The 19134-nt window shown below is 40.8% G+C and carries 10 protein-coding genes; 1 reads left to right on the top strand and 9 read right to left on the bottom strand.

Annotated elements, in window-relative coordinates:
• Positions 1 to 122: 122 nt before the first annotated feature.
• The 8 genes from KDN43_RS16375 to KDN43_RS16340 form a co-directional block, all read right to left on the bottom strand.
• A complete protein-coding gene (locus KDN43_RS16375; RefSeq protein ID WP_238867655.1) occupies positions 123 to 1289 on the bottom strand; it encodes an FN3 domain-containing metallophosphoesterase family protein in 1167 nt (388 codons plus the stop codon).
• Between the two features lie 336 nt (positions 1290 to 1625).
• On the bottom strand, positions 1626 to 2462 hold the full coding sequence (locus KDN43_RS16370; RefSeq protein ID WP_238867654.1) for an endonuclease/exonuclease/phosphatase family protein: 837 nt from the start codon (positions 2460 to 2462) through the stop codon (positions 1626 to 1628).
• Between the two features lie 77 nt (positions 2463 to 2539).
• Positions 2540 to 3802: a DUF4998 domain-containing protein gene (locus KDN43_RS16365; protein WP_238867653.1), complete on the bottom strand. Its 1263-nt coding sequence runs from the start codon at positions 3800 to 3802 to the stop codon at positions 2540 to 2542.
• 72 nt (positions 3803 to 3874) lie between these two features.
• Positions 3875 to 5074: a DUF4959 domain-containing protein gene (locus KDN43_RS16360; protein ID WP_238867652.1), complete on the bottom strand. Its 1200-nt coding sequence runs from the start codon at positions 5072 to 5074 to the stop codon at positions 3875 to 3877.
• 45 nt (positions 5075 to 5119) lie between these two features.
• On the bottom strand, positions 5120 to 7084 hold the full coding sequence (locus KDN43_RS16355) for a RagB/SusD family nutrient uptake outer membrane protein (RefSeq protein ID WP_238867651.1): 1965 nt from the start codon (positions 7082 to 7084) through the stop codon (positions 5120 to 5122).
• Between the two features lie 26 nt (positions 7085 to 7110).
• Positions 7111 to 10521 carry a SusC/RagA family TonB-linked outer membrane protein gene (locus KDN43_RS16350; RefSeq protein ID WP_238867650.1) on the bottom strand — a complete coding sequence of 1137 codons (3411 nt, stop codon included), beginning with the start codon at positions 10519 to 10521 and terminating at the stop codon, positions 7111 to 7113.
• Positions 10522 to 10752: 231 nt separating this feature from the next.
• Complete coding sequence (locus KDN43_RS16345) at positions 10753 to 11940, bottom strand: FecR family protein (RefSeq protein WP_238867649.1); 1188 nt, start codon at positions 11938 to 11940, stop codon at positions 10753 to 10755.
• A gap of 271 nt (positions 11941 to 12211) precedes the next feature.
• Positions 12212 to 12760, bottom strand: a complete 549-nt coding sequence (locus tag KDN43_RS16340; protein WP_238867648.1) for an RNA polymerase sigma factor — start codon at positions 12758 to 12760, stop codon at positions 12212 to 12214.
• Between the two features lie 176 nt (positions 12761 to 12936).
• Between KDN43_RS16340 and KDN43_RS16335 the strand changes: the two genes are divergently transcribed.
• On the top strand, positions 12937 to 15810 hold the full coding sequence (locus KDN43_RS16335; RefSeq protein WP_238867647.1) for a PD-(D/E)XK nuclease family protein: 2874 nt from the start codon (positions 12937 to 12939) through the stop codon (positions 15808 to 15810).
• Positions 15811 to 15881: 71 nt separating this feature from the next.
• Here KDN43_RS16335 and KDN43_RS16330 read toward each other — a convergent pair whose 3' ends face one another.
• Complete coding sequence (locus tag KDN43_RS16330; protein ID WP_238867646.1) at positions 15882 to 19004, bottom strand: family 16 glycoside hydrolase; 3123 nt, start codon at positions 19002 to 19004, stop codon at positions 15882 to 15884.
• Positions 19005 to 19134 lie beyond the last annotated feature (130 nt).

The raw sequence follows: 19134 nt of genomic DNA, 5'->3' as shown, positions 1-19134 counted from the left end.
AACTTAATAGATGATTTAATGCATTATTACAGCTAAGTGTTATTAGAACAGATTTTGTTGATAAATTTACTTTTAATGAATATTAAATAATAACTTGGTGTTTCACTAGAGAAAATAATTATTTAGTTATTGTGGCGAAAAAAATTATTTTTCAAGATACTTCCATACATATCTTTCTGTGTAATTCTTATTTCTGAATCTACAATAATATCAAGCCAGTTCTCGTCATCATTAATCAGTATAGGAAAATTGACTGCAGGATCTTCACCTTTTTCAATGAATGTATAATTGTGTGTATGACCACATAACATTACATCGATGTTAGCATTGTTCAATATTGGAGTGAATTTCCGAATCACATCTTTTGTGCCGTGCCAGGTGGTGGCAGTGGGTGGAATGTGCATGATCACGATACGATACGGTGCCTGTTGAAATTCAACCGATGACACAACAGACTCCAGCCATTCAGCCTGATTGGAACGATAGGCATCAAAATGAGATAATTCTGAATATTCAATATCAGAATCGGGTTTGTCTTCACCGCCATCCAGGATGATGAAATAAACAGGTCCGGCCTGAAAAAAGTAATAAAACTCACCTGTTTTCGTAGGGAAATAATCATATAAACCAGCACTGCCACGCCCCCTTGTTTCATGGTTTCCTCGACTAAAAAAAAGAGGAATCTCTTTCGCAAAAAGTGCTACAGCAGTATCCATAAATCCGTTGAAAATTTGCTCTGTATCATTCAAAATGGATATCATATCACCATTGAAGATGACAAGATCAGTATTGTCTCTGTTTATGCCACCAAGCATTTTACTAAGGTTCTCATTCTTGGAATGCAGGTCGTTCACCACCCTAAATGAGACCTTGTCAGCGTTTACATCGAGTGTTCTGAACTGGTATGGTTTTTGGGAATAAACATTCGAAGAAGCAGTATTGCCATACAGTACACGGTGATTTTTGTAACATACGATCTCTTTCGAAAAGATTCGATATCGATATTCTGTTCCGGGATGTAATCCTGAAAGATTTATACGATGTAATTTGCCTGTTTTTTTACTGCCATAAGCCGTTTCATAATACTTTGGGCGTTCGAATGCATAGAAACTATCATTTCCTATTGGCGCCATTTCGACCCAAGAAATGGCATCGTTATTTGTCGTCCAAATGATTGTTACTTCATTTTCTCCCATTTGTTGAAGATAAGGGCCGTGTGTAATTTCTATCCCCTGTGAAAAAATAAATAGTGGAAAGTTTAAAAAGAGTATAATAAGTTTCTTTGTCATTTGTTTTATATTGTTGTTACATTTTTTCTATAAAACATGGTTTGGATTATTAATAATATTACAATCGCCAGTTTTTTTCATCGTTATTTCGATGATTGGGACCTTTATAAAGTAGAATGATGGTCAAAGATAGAATTTTGATCTCTGAAAGTTGAATTTGTTCTTGGTTAAGAGTTTAATCATAAAGAGGGTGGTATCTTATTGTGATTCACCCTCTATTAATTATTTTGAAAAAATCTGATAATATTGAATGTTAGTGTGTAAAACAAAATAGCAAGTTGTTAGACAAATATGCAAATTGATAATAATATGCAATATAACAATCACAATATGCACTTAGTTAGCCAATTTATCCACCTCAAATATTGCCCCTACCGGAAAATGGTCTGATTCCTTGTCTGCCCAAGCATACACACCATATGAAGAAAGAGTTAAGACGCTGTTGCTCCTATACATCAAATGGTCAATTGCGTTCTTACTTCCCACGAATGTTCCAAGGCAGCTGTTGCTTTTGCAGGGTGACAGTAACTCCTGATAGAGTATCTTCATGGGTTCACTAGTCGGAGTACAGTTTAAGTCTCCTCCCATAATGACTGGTAAATCAAGCGATTTCACAATTTCTACCAATTCATTTGCTTGTAGTATACGCCACTTATCATTGCTTGTATGGTCTAAGTGTGTACTGATAAAATCAATATCTCTTCCGCCAATTTCTACTGTTACGCGTGCAGCTGATCGAGTTTCAATGTGTTCTCCTTCCCAATCTCCGCTTAGGGAGTAAGCTTCAGTCTCCTTGAAAGGATGTTTCGATAAAATGGCATCGCCATATTCTCCGCCATGAAAATCCATTGCTTTGGCAAAAAACCAGTACTCCATGCCACAAAGAGCTGCAAGATCGCGAGCAAGATGTACATCTTTCCCATTACGGGTGGTAAACGCATCTACTTCCTGAATTGCTACCAAATCGGGGTCGGCTTTTTTGATAACTTCAGCAAGATCGGGCAGGCTCCTTACACCTGTACTTGAAGCAGCACCTGCAATATTGTAGGTCATCACTTTTAGATAGACGACATCTTTTGTGGGAGGTGTTATTATTGTAGGTGTTTGATCGTTCGTTTCTTTCCCGCAGGAGGCCAGCAGGACAATAAAGCTTAACATAATTATTTTTCTCATTTCCATAGAATTATTAAATTTTTTTTAATGCCAGCAGGGTGTGTAACTCTGCTGGCATTGCATTGTAAATAACAGATTTATCGCCCATGTATGGCTATTTCCGCAAGTGATACATTTCCGTTACTACGAGTATTAGGTAGGATCAGTTTCACATATCGGCTTTTGATATTCAGTGAAGAGGCATCAATCTCTCTTAAGTTTTCCTCAGGGGTACCTAAATTGCTGGCATTAGGGTACTCTACACGGCCAAGTTCCGTCCAGTTTGAGTTTTCCACTCCGGGATAAGAGTAATTCTTGAAGAATGAGTGATTCACAAACGATACCGGTATATTGCCCAGCCATTCAAAATCTGCATCTGTGAGAAGATTATCATCTATTGCTGGTGCGTATACTATCACGGTTTGTACATTGTTATTATTGAATCTTCGGTAAATATCAACCTTCGCAATATTTACCGGTTCACCCATATCAATTACAATAGTAAAGGGTGGTGGATCTCTGGTGATTGTCGGATCAAGCGGATGAGTACCAACAGTATAATTTCCATAACTGGAATGCCAGATGGTGTTGTAATCGCCATCAAAAATAAAATGAGGCATATTCTGGGTACCGGTGAGCGAAGGTTGACCATGCCAGGAATTACAATATTCGATCGTCCATTCTGTTGTCGGTAACTTATATACGGGAGTCACTTGCTGCCATGCAATGACGAAAGTGTCCATAGCATTGGGTTCCGGCAAGAAAAAAGAGCGCACATCAAACCGGTTGATGTTCAACCCCGGGCATTGTGTCACATTCTGACCGGCCGGTACATTTACAGTTTTTTCCTCACCATCCAAACCGGTGTAGCGCACTTCGCTGCGAACGAGATTCGATGCTGGTGGAAACCAGCTAATCAACCCGTTAATATTGTTATTTGTTAATTCAAAACTTTTTACTGATCGATTTGTCAGTGACTCTTGAAAATAAGCACCGTAAGAATTGGCAAAACCAGTACTCCAAAGCGAATGGTGACCGAAAATATCGGTAGTCCGGATTCTAAAGGAATAGGACTTTTCTTCAATGACAGGTACAGCTACCGTACCCCATCCATAAGTAGGCATCGGGATAATAAGCGAATCTTCGTCCCAGAAAAGGTCAACAGTTTTGATATTCGTTGTATTGGTCATGTAAAACTTGAAATAGACTTGATTGTGCCCTGCAAAAAAACTGGATTCATCCAGTTTTAGTGCATAAACTTTCTCTCCGCCTTCGATAAACTGCTTGTGCACGTCCATCATATTCTCACATGACAAGAGCAATGCACATGCAACAATCAAATGTAATATATATTTTTTCATATGTCAATATTTAGTTTTTCACTAAAGTTTTATAGAATTCAATTATTTGAAGATTTAATTATCTGTAATGTGCTAATCCTCGTATATTCCCTGTACAGTAATTTCAGCTGGATGCACATAAGGCCTGTTTTCCCAGGAAGTCATGAACCTGAACCGGAGATACCGGTAAGAGTCTGACGAGATCGGAAAAGAAGCTTCATGTCCGTTTAAGGCAGCCAGACGGTCTTCATCGGTATTAACCGAGTATTGGTCGTTGGTTCCAGAGGGCTTGATCATTGTGTAATCAATAAGTTGTGTCCATTCATCCCAGTTGCCGGTAGTCGGGGCTTCCTTTCTGCCATAGACAATAATCCTACGTGGATTTCCCCATGAATAATAGACCCCATTTTGGAATCTTTGGAAGAATGTCACCCGGCTCAGCATGGCCGGTTTACCCAGATCTATCGTGATGCCCACTGGTAGTGACCCGGAATAGCTGTGTCCAAAGGTATTTACGTCGTCATCGAACATATATTCGTCACGGCCTTCCCAGTTTGTAAATGTACCATCACCCGGTAGGTAGCTTCCATTTACTTTGTAAATCGACCATAGATTCTTGTCCAGTGTCATTTCAAGCCAGGGGGTAACAGTTTCTCCCTCGGGATAAATTGTATCAGAAACGTTGTCCCAGTTGTCCTTTAGTATGATGGCAAATTTCCTGGGGATAGGCTCATAACCTCGAATGCTGAAAAAGGGAGCTTCTAGGTTTGAGGTCACAATCCTGGCAGTCTGCATTTTCCCATTGTCAGATTCCACAAGCATTTCTGCAGTAAGAAGTACTTTATCCAGGTTTTTCCAGGTATAGTAAGCACCGCCAAAGTCACTGGAAATCTCCATTGTTCTGGTAGCCTTGCTCAGCGGCGATTCCTGTGGGGTAAATTTGACCAACAGTGGGTCAGAGAGCTCCTGTGAACGGCTTACGGTATATAAAAGCACTTCATGTTCATTGGTATCGTTGTAACCTTCAATTTTCAGGTTATCTCCATAAAAGGAGGTAATCGATTCTCGCACCTTACCGTTACTAAGCTTGTAAACTGCCTTCACGGCCAGCACATCATCGTCGGGAGGCAACTTAAACGAGAGGATTGCGCCACCTGGTGCATACATAACTACCACATCGCTTACCGGAGCAGGTTTGCCTTTTGATATGTTAATCGGTTCCAGTTGCTTTTCTTCACATGAAAAAAATATCAGTGAAACCAAAACTGCAAATAATAATTGTGTTGCCTTCATATGAAATCGGTTATGAATCATAAGTTTTTAATTTTAATTGTCTTTTTACCATCCCGGGTTTTGAACTAGCTGAGGATTATTGACTAGATCGCTTTCTGGGATAGGTGCAAAATAATCTCTAAGCGTAAATCTTTGTGTATAGATTGTTGTTGGCATGTAATAAGCGCTGGGGCTTGTATCCTCTGCTGTTACATTCCAACCCTCGATATTCCGGTTTAACTCCAGATGTGCCGTTTTCCAGCGCTTCCTGTCCCAGTAGTCCTGGCCTTCGAGTGATAATTCAACTTTCCTTTCACGTCGGATAATCTCCCTCATGCCTCCTTTGGTTGCGGGTTTGTTTTTTTTGTCAGCGACAGCATATTTCTGATAACTTTCCACTAATCCCTCCAATCCGGCACGTTCTCTGATCATGTTGATGTAGGTGTAAACCTCAGGATTGGCTGGAGCATTGTCCTCACCGGGGGTCGCTTCATTGATTGTTTCGGCGGCCAACAGCAACAAGTCGGCAAAACGCATGTCAGGATAGGGAAAGCTCAAATATGTCAATTCATTGGCGTCACGCCAACGGGTGTTCAGGTTGACCAGCTTCTTTGCCCAGTATCCTGTAGCATTATATTCGTTGTTTGCCACACGGTTGGAAAATTCAGAGTACCGTGCCATGGGAAACATTGCTTCCGCATCGTTATTCGGTTCATTGTTGTAATGGTTGCCATACCACTTGCCACGATCGAAACCGAGTGCAGCATAGAAACGTAATTCTCGATCAAAATTGATTTGTGATGTAATTTCACCGAGTTGAATTACATATCTGTGTGACTCATCACCCACTCTAAGTGTTTGAAAGCGGTTATTGTATTTGTCATTCTCAGACCAGCTTTGATCATCTTCCAACGGAAGTCCATTTGATGAATAAAACAGGTCAACAATGTGCAGTGGAACTGCCAGCCTTGAGGTAGCGTTAGCGGCCGACCCAGCTTCAAACCTTGGTAAGCAGTGACGCTGTACATTGGATCCGCTGGGATATGAGGTATTGCCATATATCAGCTCGACGTTGGTGTTTTGTTGATCGCTTACTGCACTACGGAGCGTGTTGATGAGCAGGGTGGTGTCAGACATGGGTTTTGTCTGCATATAATCGGATGGCTGATACAAACGTATATCGTTAGCCTTACAGACTTCAATTGCTTCCTTGCAAGCTTCAGCTGCAATTGTCCAGCGGGACACATCTTTTACCTGATTGAAAAAAGGTTCACCCAGGTGGTTTTTAAACGAATTGTAATCGGTATTACCGTTGAAAAGATCACTTGCCCAATAAGTCAACACCCTTGCCTTCAATGCATAGGGAACTGCCTGCGTGAAACGCCCCAGTTCTGTGGTGCGGTTGGTAATACGGTCGGGCAAAGCATCAATGGCAATTACTTCATTAAGTAACTCCAGCACGTAGTTAAAGCAATCATCTATCTTTTCCCTATAGACACGGATACCCGTGGTTGAGGTGTTGATTGGTGTGCTTTCTTTCAATGGGCAGATGGGACCATAGTAGGTAATCAGGTAAAAGTGCATCCAGGCCTTTATTGTTTTCACCTCTGCGATCATCCGGTCACGTTCGTCACTTTTGAGGTCCTGTACCCTTTCTATATTGTCCAGGAAGGTATTGCATTCACGGATACCTGCATATAGTGACCGGATTGTCGTAGCTGTACTGCCCCAGTAGTTGATGACAGGCGATGTGGGATTGTCTTCTCCTAATGCATGTCTCATGCCGCCACTCGTGCGGAAATTTGAATTCATTATCATTTCCATAGACCCGAGAAATGCTGGATTCTGATCCCAACCTGCTGCCTTGGGAAGTCCCCAGTAACAGGTGGCAAGATACTGTTCTGCAGTATACCGATTGGCAAAAGCATCATCCAATGTAGGAATATTGTCTGGAACCACATCTAGATAATTACATGATATCACAAAAGTGGCAAATAATATACAAACAGTATTTTTTATCATTGATTTCATATTTGAAAATTTTATTTTAATTCAATTTAAAAATTCACGTTCAATCCTAAGTTGATTACCCTTTGCAACGGATATCCAAGTCCATTACCTGCCATTTCTGGATCCCACAGTTTAAAACGACTCCAAGATAACAGATTAGTGCCACTAAGATAGATTCTACAGTTACTCATATATATTTTTTCTGTCAGCCTTCTAGGTAAAGTATATCCGAATTCTGCCGATTTGAGGCGTAAAAAAGAAGCATCCTGCATCCACCATGTACTGGCTTGATTGTTGTTTGTAATACTGTAAGTTGATAACCGTGGCCAGAAAGCATAGGAATTTCGTTTGCTTTCTGTCCAGTAATTGTTGGCAATGGCTTGTAGCACGGCATTCTGCCCTATTAAGTTGTCATTAGTGTCACCATCAACAAATGGTTGGATGTTTCCGATGTTGAGCCAGAAGGATTGACGTCCTGATCCCTGAAAAAAGAAAGAAAAATCAAAACCCTTATAGCCAATCGTTGTCCCAAATCCAAAGTTGATTTCAGGAACGGTAGGGTAACCGATAGGAACTTGGTCTAAAGCGGAAATCACTCCATCGTTATTAACGTCGCGATACTTGATATCACCACCCATTACATTTCCGAATTGTGTTGGTGAATTGCCTACTTCACGTTCATCAATAAACAGGCGTTCGGCAATATAGCCCCAGTTTTGGTTGATACTGTAACCCACTTTAGACCGCCATGGAGTGCCGGTATAATCAGGCTCTTCCCATTCTAACACCTCACTGCTGGCATAGGTAAATGTACCTCGACCAGTGACATAGAAGTCATTCGTGATGAATTTCTCGTAATTCAACTCCACGTCGATCCCTTTACCACTGGCAACACCCAGGTTTGCCTTGATTGCAGGGATAATACCCATTGTCTGAGGAATGACACGTGTAAGCAGGATGTTTTTCCTTCTCTCATGGAAAATATCGATGTTTGCCGACAGTCCGCCTTTAACCGAGATTTCAGCACCCACATTCGTCTTATAGGCAGTTTCCCAACCGATCCGGTCATTGGCATATCGCGAGACATCTATGCCAGCCGGGTTATAATTCATCATTGCTCCCCAGTTAACGTTCCTCGATGCGTTCATATCAACCTGTGACAGGTAATAAAAGCGATCGTTATTACTACCGATTGCGTCATTACCCACCAGCCCATAGGTCGCTTTCAGTTTAAACTGTGGAAAAAGATTGTTCAAATCACTGAAGAATTGTTCGTTTGAGAGCATCCATGCGAGTCCTACCGAAGGGAAAAAACCCCACCGATGTTCCTTCGAGAAACGTTCAGAGCCATTGTATCCGAAGTTGAACTCACCAAAGTAGCGGCTGTCATAGTTATAGGCCAAACGACCGGACAAGCCGAGGTTACGGTTGGGTAACGAAAGCAACAGGTTATCGGCAATGCCGTTCTTCTCCTGTCGCATGATATAGACAAGCAAACCATTGAGATGGTGTTTATCCGTAATATTCTTGTTGTATTCGAAAGCCGATTCAAGATAAAACACAGTGTTGATGTTCCTTGCGCCAGGGCTGTATTTCAGGAATGTATCCCCGGATTCAGGATTCAGGTTTTTAAGCGTATAGGAATTGTTAGCTAAATTATAAGAATCGATACTGTAATAGAACGGTGAATATTCCCTGACAACTGTAAACTCCGAAAAACGGTTCATGTTGACCATTGTACGGAATGTTAGACCATCGGTTAACATATCTAGATTCTGTTTTAACTCGAATTGGGTCATAGTCATGTTTTTGCTATAATCACGATAACCTCTCAGAGCTTGGGCATAGGGGTTTATGTAGTCAGCCGTAGCATAGTTGCCAAAAAGCACATGGTTCACATAATCAAATTGTTCGTCTGGTTCGTATGATGGTTTGAAGTAAACTGGGTTGGCCTGCATTACCTTGCGATACATAGCAGATCCACCGTCGATCGGTCCCCGATAATCGTCAAATGTTGAACTTAACCGCATGATTAGTTCTGTACTCTTTGTTAGATTAACGTTCACATTCGATCGCACAGTGTACTTTGTAAGGTCGATGTTTGAGTTGAAATTGTTCCGCCGGTCGACCTTCAAATTTCCATTATCTTTTGCAATACTTGCGGCTACGTAGTAACGAGCAATTGAACCACCTCCACTAACACTAATATTGGCTCGTTGGTTGATGGTATAGTCATTAAACATTGCTTTATACCAGTCAGTTGCCGGAAAGATATTGGGATATAGACCTCGCTGTGTCATCTCTATTTTTTCAGCGGAATATTCCCTGATACCATTGGGGTCACGCGTCAGTACCGCTTCGTTATGCATATTCATATAGGTGATTGGGTCAGCTAGTTTTACTATTTGCGTTGGAGTGGAAAAGGAATTTTCGATCCTAGCATTTACTTGCATTTTTCCTTCCCTTCCCTCTTTTGTTGTTACCAATATTACGCCGTTGGCGCCTCGGGCACCATAGAGGGCAGTCGCTGTAGCGTCTTTCATAATGGAGAAGCTGGCAATATCGTCGGTGTTTAACCGAGCCAAATCATCTGCAGTTAATTCAACGCCATCAATCAAGATCAGCGGGTCTTTCTTAGCATCTGCCCCGAAAGTGGTAATTCCTCGGATGAAAAACTGCGCATTGTCACTCCCAGGCTCACCACTGGTTTGATATGAAATCAGCCCTGCTACGCGTCCTGCAAAGGCAGTAGTAAGATTGCTACTGGGTACTTTTAATTCACTTGTTTTAACTGTTGAGATTGACGAAATCACACTTTCTTTCTTTTGTTTTCCAAATGCTACTATGGTAACTTCCTCTAATTCGTCAATTTTTTCACGCATCACAACATCAATTGTGGTTTTGATACCCACTTCAACGGTCTGAACTTCCATCCCAACAAATGAAAAAACCAATTTATCTTTGGGTTGTGCACTAATTGAAAATGTTCCGTCTATATCGGTTATAACTCCACGAGGTGTACCATCTATAGTGATCGTTACACCTGGAAGCGGCTCACCTTGTTGATCGACCACTTTGCCCTTAACTGTACTTTGTTGTTGTATAGTTAGTTCGGAAAGTATTTTTTCAATTTCTTTAGAGGTGTCTTCTTCATCATCCTGATAAATAACAACTTGATCTTCTAATATTTTGTACACTAGATTTGTATTGGATAGTATACTATTGAGAATCTCTTCGATATTTTTGGAGTCTACAGTCAGGTTCACCTTCTTCTTGAGGATCGTTTTAACATTTCCTGCGAAAATAAATCGAAAATCGCTTTTCTTTTCCAACTCTTCACAAATCTCTTTTATAGAGGTCGATTTTAAATCCAGAGTGAATGATGTTTCCTGTGAATAGCTATCGGCAGCTTGCGAAAAAAGGATGCAGAAAAATAACAGGAACAGTGTTGTTCTCATGATTTTTAGGACATGTTTAAAATTATTGAAAGGTTTTCCTCTTTCAATAGAATATTTATTCATATTTTTGTAATGATTTTAATTATTGGTATACGTGATAATTAGAATTACTTGGTCGGACGATATTCGCACTATCGTCCGGCTTTTTTTTTACCTGCTAATTGTAGGTTTATTTTTAATTTTTTACTTTGATATATAATTTGTTCATAGGCATATTATTTTTTTAATGGTTTATTTTTTATAGATGTATATAAGTTTGTCTTTCTTTTTGTATTTCATGGCGGAGATCAACGTAAGAGCCGTCATCACATTGTCTAGATTATCCGATAGGATGATCTTCCCTGTACATGTAATTCCCTGAAAAGAGACTTCATCGCCATAATTGAACGAAAGGTTATAATATCTTTCTATTTGTTTCAGAGCTTCGGTCACAGGGGTGTCTTCAAATGTTAAATATCCGTCTTTCCAACTAATAAATGGTTGCACATTCACTCTTTTGGTTTGAAAGGTGCCGTTATCAGAGTAAACTGCTTGTTCATCGGGAGATAATCGTAATTCCTGCTTACCATCATCCGACTGTAAACCGATGCTTCCTTCTACCAAAACCACAGATGCAGGCGAACCGGCATATGACGAAGCATTGAATTTGGTTCCGTACACTCTTACGTTAAAGTCGGAAGTATGTACGTAAAATGATCTGTTTTTATCAGGAGCCACTTCTATATACATTTCACCTGTGAGATATACCTCCCGTTTATTTTTTGTAAAAGAAGATGGAAATTCCAGGGTGGTGCCGGAATTTAGCCACACCTGTGTTCCGTCAGCCAGCGTAATTCTCGATTGTTTCCCATAAGGAACGATCAGTTTGTTCATTGTGTGTTGTTCGATAGAAATCTCTTCAGCATCTTGGTATTCACTTCTTATCTGCGCAGTTTTTTCGCTACTTATCTGTATATCAATATTGTGCTGGAAAGAAGCGGTTTCGTTTCCTGTAATAAACATAATATCTTCCTGCTTCAGCTCGTTTCCTACAATATATTCTGAGGAGGTTATCAATTGATTTCTTGATTTATACAGTTTTTCCTGTAAATAGAGTAGTGACAGAACCAGAACAGCAGCACAGGCTGCTGCTGCAAAAGCAAAACGGCGCACATTGTTTTTTATGTAATATCTGCGGAGCGACTTTTCAAGACGTTTTGCTGCTTCCTGCTTTTTCCCAGGTGATTGTTTATAAGATGATAGTTTAATATGACGGAAATGCTTTTCCGCCAATTTAATATCTTTTCGTTTATCGGGGAATTGTAGCAAAAATTCTTCCCAGTATTTATTAAGTTCGTCTGTTGGAAATAATTTCCACTCGATGAATTTTTCATCTTTTAAAAATCGGATAAAGTTATTATCATCTCTATTAAATTGCATAGATGCTTTTTAAAAATGTTTTAAACCTTTTTACAGGATAATTCTATATAATAAGACGAACATGGATTATAAACATCATCTCTTTTTCAAAAAAAGTTGGTATTTATTTAATTTTAACAAAAAACGTTGAAAGTTTGGGCTCTTAATATGATTTCGCTATCAATAACAGGATAGATTGTTAATAAAGGTGTTACATAAACTTATTTGCTGGACTTTTGCATTAATAAGCTATGCGTATATAACTGTAATAGTATCATATGTGATATTTGAGCTACTGAATAATTAGAAAAAATAAAGTGATTGGTAATGAACATTCTTTAAGTTTGGTGAGTGATTTGCTGATCAGATTGCGGCAGGAGGCTATGGATATCTGCATAATTTCTGCAATTTCTTCATAACTCTGTTCCTTGATATAACGCAGATAGACGATTTCACGCTGACGGTCTGTCAGCCGGTTCAGTACGTTTTCCACCTTTAGCCGTATTTCTTCTGCATCTTCCTTCATGATCAGTTCATCTTCTATAGTTACTTGTAACTGAAAAGGTAGAATATCTTGCATATTGTCATGTGTGGTGAGCTGAACGGTATTTTCCCAGCTAATCCGCTTTATGTCTATTAGCCTGTTACGTAGTGATCTGAGAAGATAAGACTTCAGATTGTTTATTTCATTTAACGAAGAGTGATGTGTGCATAGTTTGTAGAAAACATCGTGAATGGCATCCATAGCAGTATGTTCATCGAAACCCAAATGCAATGCATACGAGTATAGTGTATCAAGGTGTTCATTGTAAGAAGAAGCGATATTTGGAAAATGAATCATTATCTTTCTGCAGTTTCAATTTTTGAACCAGCTCGCAAAGTAGTAAAAAATGTGATAAAAATAAAATATTCTTTGAAAATTAAACATATCAAACTTTGGTGAATAAACGGGACCGTTCGGTTATTTTTCCTACTTTTGCATAGTCTCTTTTTTTGTAAATCTACTTGCAATGCTCTATGGTACCATTCCTGTATAAAGTGGCTCAGGTTTTTTACACGCAATACGGTAACGAACTTTACAAGCATACGTTCGTGTTTCCGAACAGGCGTGCGGGCCTTTTTTTTCAAAAATATCTCGCTTCAATTGCCACTAAACCTCTGTTTTCTCCTACTGTAATAACCATCCAGGAGCTTTTTTCTTCATTATCTTCATATCAACCGGCAGATAAGATAGAGATGCTGGTTGTGCTTTACGATCATTTTCGTAAACTCAGCAGTTCGCCAGAGTCGTTCGATGATTTTCTCTACTGGGGTGAGATGTTGCTGAACGATTTCGATGATGTGGATAAATATATGGCAGATGCCGGGCAGCTTTTTCGTAATGTTTATGATTTCAGGTCGCTTGATGATGATCTTACCCACCTTAACAAGAGTCAGGTTGATGCAATCCGCCGCTTCTGGAAGAATTTTTTGCCTGTGGAGGGTAACGTGACAAAACAGAAATTCCAGGAAACATGGAAGGTGCTGCACGATCTGTACACATCCTTTAGGGGTGAACTGCGGGATAAGGGAGTAGCCTATGAGGGGATGATGTTTAGAGAAGTGGCTGAACAGGCTAAGGCTAAGGCGGAGAGGAAATGGCTGACTGACAGTTATGTCTTTGTAGGGTTGAATGCACTTACAACCTCTGAAATGATTCTGCTTGATTATTTGAGAGATCAGGGTATGGCAGATTTTTACTGGGATTATGAATCACCTTTTGTGCATGACAAGAAAAACCGCGCGTCGCTCCGGGTTAATGAAAATTTGTTGCGGTATCCTTCAAAATATTCGTTTAACGGTTTGGCAGAGAAGAGCGAAAAACCAAAAATTGAATTAGTGGGAATCCCCTCAGGTACCGGTCAGGCAAAGCTTGTGGCCCAAATCCTTTCTAATCTGGTCGATTCGAAAGAGATTCCAGATCCAGATGAAGCTATAAATACTGCAATCGTATTACCAGATGAGAACCTGTTGCTTCCTGTGCTATATTCTATTCCGGAAGAGATAGGTAAGATAAACGTGACCATGGGTTACAACCTGTCCAATGCTTCGGTGGCAAGCCTGGTAGATCACATAACGCTTTTACAGATAAATCTGCGTGTCAGCAACGGAGAAACAGTGTTTTATCACCGTTTTGTGAAGTCAATACTAAATCATCCGTTGGTGATGATGGCGGCACCAATGGAGGCAGAGACATTAAAAAATCACATTATAACTTATAACCGAATTGTGACGGGTGAATCTGAAATTCCTTCACATCCTTTGTTGAAACAGATATTCCAGCCGGTAACACTGTGGAGGGAGATCCCTGGTTATTTGAAAAGCATACTTTCGTATCTGTATAACAGCCTGACGGAGGAGAAAAATAGCGAAGAAAACCCTTCCGGTGACACACGTTCAATAGACCTGGAAAGAGAATTTATCGTTAAATACTACAAGAGCATCACAAGGCTGCAGGACAAGCTGGAAGAGGTGGAGAATATGACAGCAGAAACTTTCTTCAGCCTTCTTAAAAAAATGTCACGCAGCATTAACGTGACTTTCAGTGGTGAACCTTTGTCGGGACTGCAGGTGATGGGTGTGCTGGAAACACGTGCTATCGATTTTGAGAATCTGATTATCCTTTCAATGAATGAAGGTGTTTTTCCATTAAAAAATCCGTCCAACTCATTTATTCCCTACACTCTTCGAAAAGGATTCGGTTTGCCTACCTATGAGCATCAGGATAGTACCTATGCTTACCATTTTTACAGAATGATAAGCCGGGCCAAACGGGTGTATATGCTTTATGACACCCGAACCGAGGAGATGCAGTCAGGTGAGGTAAGCCGCTATTTTTATCAGTTGAAATATTTATACCGGGAGGCGTTCGATATTATGGAACGTGTGGCTACATATGAGGTGTCTGCACCAATGATTATGCCGATTACTGTAACAAAGACAGCCGGAATAATAAAGAAGCTTGATGCTTTCAGAGCAGGTGGGGAATCGTTCTTGTCGGCAACACTGGTAAATAACTATATAGATTGTCCGTTGAAGTTTTATTTTATTGCTGTTGAAGAACTTTCGGAAGAGTCTGAAGTGCAGGAGTCGGTAGAATCAGATGTGTTCGGTTCCATTTTTCACCGTTTGATGGAGGCTGTCTATAACAGGTACAGGGGGTGTACGGTTACTCCAGATGTGCTGACGGAAATAACAAGGAACGATGAATATCTGACTGTTATACTTGAAAAGGCTTTTGCCCGCTACTATTTTATGGATGAAGAGAACCCGCGCCCACTGCAAGGGCAGCATTATTTAATAGGAGAGATATTGCGGAGTTATGTGAAACAGACGCTGGAAACAGACAAACAGTTTACACCTTTTGAGTATATAGGTTCAGAATACCGGTTCAACAGGCCCTATCGTGTGAACAAAGAGTTATCGGTCAATTTTAAAGGCAGTATCGACAGAATCGACAGGAAAGGAGAAAGGTATCGCATAATTGACTACAAGACAGGTACGGGAGAAACTGGCTTTAAAGATATTTTACAACTGTTCGATGCATCTAAAAATAACCGTCCCCATCAGATATTGCAGGTGTTTCTGTATGGGATGTTTTACAATATGGAAAATCCGGATGCAATACTTTCGCTTGCGGTGTATTATCTTCGCTCGGTGTTCAAGGATTTTAATCCAGCTGTTATGTGCGGTAATCACCCCGTTGAGGATATTTCCGTATATCTGCCCGAATTCAGAAATTATTTTAACTCTCTTCTGGAAGAAATATTTGATGCTCAAGTTCCTTTTACTCAAACGAAGAACGAAAAAAACTGTCAGTGGTGCGCCTTTAAGAGGGTGTGCAACAGATGAATATTGTGGCTGGAGGAGCTACTTGTCCTTTAGAACTGATTATGGGTTTTCTGTATATACAGATGCCTGTTCTATATGGCAGTTTTCCTTTTCTTCAATACTTTAAAAATTAGGCCGGCCGCGGTCAGCAGCATTACCGACATCGCTATATAAGCAATTGTATCGGTCACTTTTATGCTTTTAGGATTGAACCGGAATTCCACCGTATGACGACCTTCAGGAATGGGTAATGCACGAAGTGTATAGTTGGCTCGTAACATCTCTGCCGGTTCGCCGTCTATAGTGATGTTCCACCCTTTGGGATAATAAATTTCGGAGAACAGAGCTAACTCGTCTTTTTTAGCATCTACTGCATAAGTTACAAAATCGGAATCGTAATTAGTAAGATAAATGGTTGATGATGAGTCGGCCGGTGCGGGTTTAAATCCTGCCAGGACATGTGAGTATTTTTTATCTGCAACAGCCTCTTTCCTGAGATCGATGACGTTCAGGGCATCTATCTCTTCGTCGGCATTCTCCACAAAACGAATATCGTCAACAAACCATGCATTTCCCATGACATAAGGATTTTCTACCGGAATAGTGCCTCCCCCCTGTGCAGGCATGATGATCCATTTGGCATTAAGCATGTTAAGCACCTTGAATCCGTCAGCATTTGCAGAGTCCATTATACCTTGTGTGTTGATGATGTCATGTTGCAAGGCAGCCATCTCGCCGGTAAGATGTACGTCTATTAGATCCTGGTAGCGGCGCAGTTTTGCTGCATGATATCCTCCTATCACCTTGTGCCAGTAGGGTGTAATGCCATCATTAAAGGTGCTGGTTGCCATATTTAATACCCGGTAATATTTGGTTGTGTCCTGCAGTATGTACTCGTCTGTTGCTGTTTTTGTAAAGAGCTGCTGTTGGTTTGTTTCAGGAACAAAGACACCGTCGTTCAGGTAACGCTTGTTCACGTCCCACATATCTGTGAGGCAAAGCAGTAGAATTCCTGCTGCCATCCATTCTGCCTTTATCTTATTACTTAAAAATAGCCACACCAGTATACTTCCTATGGCGACAATAAAAAAGCTGCGCCACGCATCGGCGGTGAACAGCGAGACTCGCATATCTGTCAGGTTGCTGAACACTGCCTGCATATGTTCAGGAGGAAGAGCCTGCCGTAACGCTTCCGCTTCGGAAACAGGAATAAATGAAGAGAAGAACAACTTGGGTGCAAGGGCAAAAAGTAATGCAATGCCTCCAGTAAGGCCTATACTGGTATAGAGGTATTTCAGATTGTTTTTCACTCTTTCCGGCTTTTGTATCATTTCTTTCAAGGCAATCGCAGCCAGAAGAGGTATGCAGAATTCTGCTACTACAAGGATTGATGAAACAGCACGGAATTTATTGTACATAGGGATGTGATCGATAAAAAAATCGGTCAAGGGCATGAAATTTTTCCCCCATGAAAGCATAATTGAGAAGATTGCTCCCGCCAGAAGTGCCCACTTGACAGGACCTTTCACGATAAAAAGACCCAGGATAAACAGTGTCAGAACAAATGCACCTACATACACCGGGCCCGATGTCCCAGGCTGTTCTCCCCAATATTGCCCTATCTGCCCGTAAAGCTGATAGTATTCTGGACGTGCTTTGCTCATCGCTTTATTGTTTTCAGACAACGGAATGGATGCCCCTCCTTTGGTGTTGGGGACAAGAAGTGTCCATGTTTCGCCAATACCGTAGCTCCATGCAGTTATATAGTCGCGCTCTAGCCCGTTGCCGGTTTTGTTCTCTATCCCGTGATGTGTGGTCAGTTCAGACTTTCCGCGCATGGTCTCCTTGGAGTATTCATAGGTGTGGTAAAGGTTGCTCGTGTTGGCAGCCAGGCCGATAATACCGGCAAAAATCAAAACCGATGTCGATTTAAAAAAATCAGGCAGTTGCTTCTTCTGCACTGCTTCTACCATGAACGCTAACACTGTAAAAAGCATCACGAACAGAAAGTAGTAGGTCATCTGCAGATGGTTCGATGATATCTGAAACGCGACGAAGATCATGAAAAGCAGTCCCCCCAACAGGTATTTTTTTCTATAGGCATATATTATACCGGCCATTGTGGGCGGGATATAGGCCAGAGTGATGAATTTCCATATATGTCCAGCCGCAATAAGGATGAAGAAATAAGATGAAAAAGCCCAAATTACAGCACCAAAGGCGCTAACAAGTGGTGATGCCCTGAAAGCTCGCATCAGAATATAAAATCCTAACAGCATGATGAATACCAGATAGACATAGTTTGGCAGGAAAAGAGAATATGCCTTCCTGGATGCATCCAGCGGTTTGGAAGAATCATAGGTCGGACTCATCTGGTAGGATGGCATACCACTGAACATTGAGATGTTCCACCGGGAACGTTCACCGTTATGTTGCTCCATGTAGTTGCGTTGCTCACGACCCTGTCCTATTGCTGCCAGTGAATCGTGCTGAGCGATTACACGCCCATCCATTACCGCAGGAGCGAAATAGATGAATGAGATAAGGGTGAATACCACAATCGCAATCAGATCGGGGAGAAGTTTTTTGAAATTGGCGGATTTGTCCATTGTTTGTCCTTTGTTGTTTAACATTAAAGTCACAAATTTACATTTAATTCTCCTAATAACCCACGAAAGTTGCACTTCCAAATTGAACTTAGCGAGCTTAGTACCCAATTTACTCTTTGATTCCCAGGATAACGGTGTTATTCTGCAGCAATATGCCGTTTTATAAAAATGTAACGCGTGGCGGTGTCTTGTAGGTGCCTTCTTTTTGTTGTTTCCTCTCGCCTGATTCCTTCCTGTAATTCCTTCCGGGACGCGCCATTCAAGATGCAACTGGAAATCGTTGAACAAACTCTTGGTCTGGATGTCTCCCGTCCCTTTTTTCACAGTGAACACCCCGTCATGTACTGTCCATTCTGCCGGCTTTCCTTTTGGACCCGACCATAGTGAGAGATCTTTTCCATCAAAGAGAATTATAGCGTCGGAAGGAGCCGTAATTGTTCTTTCAGATGACCTGCCGGAGTTACTACCTGAGGTTGAGGTCACATGTACTCTGTCATGGCGGGTTTCATCGGAGCCTGCCCCGGATATTTTGTTTCCTGGGCTGTCAGATGTAAAAGGAATAGTGTTAACGGAATAGATATAAATAAAGACTTCATATAGTTTCAATTAATGCTTCGTTAAAATTTCATTTATAATGCTGACAGTCAACAATTTATGCCAGATCCCCAAAAAGCACCATAATCTATTGATATCCAGCGAAATATAAGAACTATTTTTAAAAAAATACCGAAGTATT

Source organism: Proteiniphilum propionicum, assembly GCF_022267555.1.
Lineage (GTDB): Bacteria > Bacteroidota > Bacteroidia > Bacteroidales > Dysgonomonadaceae > Proteiniphilum > Proteiniphilum propionicum.
Note: the sequence above shows the minus strand (reverse complement) of the source record. Positions and strands in the feature narration are given on the sequence as shown.

Coding starts and splice junctions, on each gene's coding strand:
- KDN43_RS16375 (WP_238867655.1), bottom strand. CDS start 1,289: ATGACAAAGAAACTTATTATACTCTTTTTAAACTTTCCACTATTTATT.
- KDN43_RS16370 (WP_238867654.1), bottom strand. CDS start 2,462: ATGAGAAAAATAATTATGTTAAGCTTTATTGTCCTGCTGGCCTCCTGC.
- KDN43_RS16365 (WP_238867653.1), bottom strand. CDS start 3,802: ATGAAAAAATATATATTACATTTGATTGTTGCATGTGCATTGCTCTTG.
- KDN43_RS16360 (WP_238867652.1), bottom strand. CDS start 5,074: ATGAAGGCAACACAATTATTATTTGCAGTTTTGGTTTCACTGATATTT.
- KDN43_RS16355 (WP_238867651.1), bottom strand. CDS start 7,084: ATGAAATCAATGATAAAAAATACTGTTTGTATATTATTTGCCACTTTT.
- KDN43_RS16350 (WP_238867650.1), bottom strand. CDS start 10,521: ATGAGAACAACACTGTTCCTGTTATTTTTCTGCATCCTTTTTTCGCAA.
- KDN43_RS16345 (WP_238867649.1), bottom strand. CDS start 11,940: ATGCAATTTAATAGAGATGATAATAACTTTATCCGATTTTTAAAAGAT.
- KDN43_RS16340 (WP_238867648.1), bottom strand. CDS start 12,760: ATGATTCATTTTCCAAATATCGCTTCTTCTTACAATGAACACCTTGAT.
- KDN43_RS16335 (WP_238867647.1), top strand. CDS start 12,937: ATGGTACCATTCCTGTATAAAGTGGCTCAGGTTTTTTACACGCAATAC.